At 34.3% G+C, this 3,131-nt stretch carries 3 protein-coding genes; 2 read left to right on the top strand and 1 reads right to left on the bottom strand.

What is annotated here, in order from left to right; genetic code table 11:
• Positions 1–470: helix-turn-helix domain-containing protein (locus AC1DJR_RS25385; RefSeq protein ID WP_477003799.1), on the top strand; the 470-nt coding region annotated here is incomplete at its 5' end.
• A 99-nt stretch (positions 471–569) separates the two neighbouring features.
• The gene (locus AC1DJR_RS25380; protein WP_477003800.1) at positions 570–1,751 is read left to right on the top strand and encodes a site-specific integrase; all 1,182 of its coding nucleotides are present in this window, start codon (positions 570–572) and stop codon (positions 1,749–1,751) included.
• A gap of 295 nt (positions 1,752–2,046) precedes the next feature.
• Here AC1DJR_RS25380 and AC1DJR_RS25375 read toward each other — a convergent pair.
• The coding region (locus AC1DJR_RS25375; RefSeq protein ID WP_477003798.1) for an exosporium glycoprotein BclB-related protein at positions 2,047–3,131 on the bottom strand (1,085 nt) is incomplete at its 5' end.

Genomic DNA, 3,131 nt, shown 5'->3' with positions numbered 1-3,131 from the left:
CCATTATTGCTGTTGCAATAATTTGCAATAATTTATTACGTTTTTTTATATTTCATTGCAATTGCAATAACAAACAATTATTATTTGTTTTAAAGGAGAGATGTTTTATGAACGAAAACAATATTGATATTGGTGCATATATCAAGGGCTTAAGAGAACAACAAAAAATGACCATCTCTAAACTAGCTAACATTTCACAAGTTTCTCAACCATATCTATCGCAAATTGAAAAAGGTCAAAGAAATCCATCATTGGAGATCGTTAGAAAGTTATCTAAGGCTCTTGAAGTTGACTTTTATGATTTAGCATGGCGAGCTGGTTTTTATACAGATGAAGAAATGCAAGAAAGAAGAGGAATAGAAGAATATTTTAATTCCATGACACCTGAAGAAGAAGCAGCATACTTAGAAGAAGAAAATAAATTGTTTAAAGTGGATGATTCATTAAATACTAGTATTTTACCTTTTTAAATACGAATCACCCGATTACTCCAAAGAGAAATAAAACCAATTAAACACTTACCCATTCCTATGCATACGCCAGCCAAAGTAATGAAAGGAATGGTAATAGTGAAACTACACAAATCAGTAAAAGAACCTGAAATATACTATTATTTCAATACAAAGAATGAAAAACTGTGGATGTATCGTCACAAGTATTATGACAACACAGGGAAAAGAAAAGAGAAGAAAAAAAGTGGGTTTAAGTCAGAAAAAGAAGCCCTCAAATCTCTTTTAGAAGTTAAAGTTACAACATTACGTGGTGAATCTAAAAAAGTTGAACATGATCAACTAACCATTGGAGAGTGGTTGGATATTTGGTATACCACCTATAAAAATAGTTGGAAACCAGCATCTAGGGCACAACGTGAAATGGCCATCCGCTTACAAATGAAACCGTTGCTTGGCCATTTCAAGTTACAAACTTTGGATAGAACAACATATAAAAGAGAATTTTTAAATGTACTTGAAAAGAAGTATAAGCCAAGTACAGTTCATTTATTCCACACCCTATTCAAGATCGCTATTAATGCAGCTGTCGAAGATGAAATATTGTCTCGCAATCGCTTCACAAAAATCAAACTTTCAAATCATGAAACTATTAAAGAAGAAAACAATAATTATTTCACACCTGAGCAATTAGTTGAATTTTTAACAATAGCTAAACGCGAAGAAAATGCCACAAACTATACATTTTTATTAACCGTTGCATACACAGGGATTCGTAGAGGCGAAGCCTGTGGTTTACAGTGGAAAAACATTGATTTTGATAATAAAACAATAACCATTGAACGCACTAGGGATAATAAAGGTATACGATCACCCAAAACGAAAAATAGCTATAGAACAATTTTAATAGATGATGTATTAGTAAATCAATTAAAGATATACCGGAAATGGTGTATGAAGGTAATGTTGTCTTTTGGATACAAACTAAAAGAAGATTCTTTTGTATTTACATCATACCAAACCGGAAAACCTATAACAGATGGCTGTGTTTTTTATGCATTTAGAAGAGTATTAAATAAAACAAAGCTTCCTGCTATAACAATACATGGCTTACGTCATACACATTGCACTATATTATTAAATCAAGGTTTAAATGTAAAAGTGATTGCCGAACGTTTAGGGAATTCTCCACAAATGATTTATGGAATTTATGGTCATGTATTAAAGGAATTAGAATCCATGTCAGTAGATTTATTTAGCCAGAGTTTAACAGAAAATGGGGCTGATTTTGGGGCTAGTTAATAATAAACATGCTACAAATACTGATATAATAAGGGCTTTTGATACTATCGAATTCTATTTTTAATAGAATTCATCTTTTTTGTTTATATGTAATTTTTCAAACCATATAACTTATTCCATAAACAATAAAGTGTAAATCATAAATTTTGTTTTTTCTTATATACCAACTTAACAAAGAGTAACTTTTCAATTGATTTATTTCTAATTTCCCACAAAAAATATAGCCCCACCTAATAAAATTAGGTGGGGCTATATACAAATGCCTGTTTAAATTTCAAACAAACATTGTAACATGTTAGACGATATTAATACCTGCACTTACAAATCCAGCAACTGCAGCTATTGGACTTGCTGCTGTTAATGAAACATATAATAATACTTTATCCCCAGCCGCTACTGGAATAGCTTCAGCTATGATTCCTGATGCTGTAGAACCAATCGCTATTGCGGCAAATGCTGGTGTTAATAAAAGAGGTGCGCCTTGTACTGTAAACGTATTACTTGCTGCTGGTGCAGTTAATATTTGTATCTGCACTTGAACAGGTGTTAATGGAGCTAATGCAGCTGTTGCACTAAAGAAACCTGCTAATGACGTAATAACCCCTGCGCGTGGTGCTACAAATGCATAATCACCTATCCCTAACGCTAATGTGATACTTGTTCCACCCGTTAAAGCAACTCCAGGCTGACTAAAWCCAAATCCAAGRAGAGTTCCTGTATTAGCTAYTAWYGCGTTAACTAACGCAGATGGYGTTGTACCTGAAGCAWACGGAATAATAGCTCCGCCACCTGTTGCTCCTGTTGCTCCTGTTGCTCCTGTCGCTCCTGTTGCTCCTGTTGCTCCTGTCGCTCCTGTYGCTCCGCCTCCTGTTGCTCCTGTCGCTCCTGTCGCTCCTGTTGCTCCTGTTGCTCCTGTTGCTCCTGTCGCTCCTGTCGCTCCGCCTCCTGTTGCTCCTGTTGCTCCTGTTGGACCTGTTGGACCTGTTGGACCTGTCGCCCCTGGAGTAGCATTGATTAATTGAATTAATAAATTAAAAAGAAGTTGTAAAGTTGCAGAATCAACATTTGAGTTGCAGGATATAGGGATAAGATCTAAAGCGAAGAAGAATTGTGCAAGGGCGCTATAAAATTGTTGCAACAATGTTGACAATTGTCCTAAATTAGGTGCTGGAGATTGTAATAAAACTATAATACTTTGAGTTAATTGTTTCAAAAAATTAACTTCTGGAGAAGGTAATAAGGAATTTAAGAAAATTAAAAATTGATTAAATAAATCGAGTAACACTAATCTGTTTGCATTACTTGGATTTGCAAAAAATGCTGAAATAGCTGATACTAATGAGTTTAGTAAAGTAATTAATTGACTTAATTGTTCCCTAG

This window comes from Bacillus sp. 05T31 (assembly GCF_056396725.1).
The sequence above is the reverse complement of the archived record's forward strand: the minus strand, read 5'-3'. Positions and strand labels throughout refer to the sequence as shown.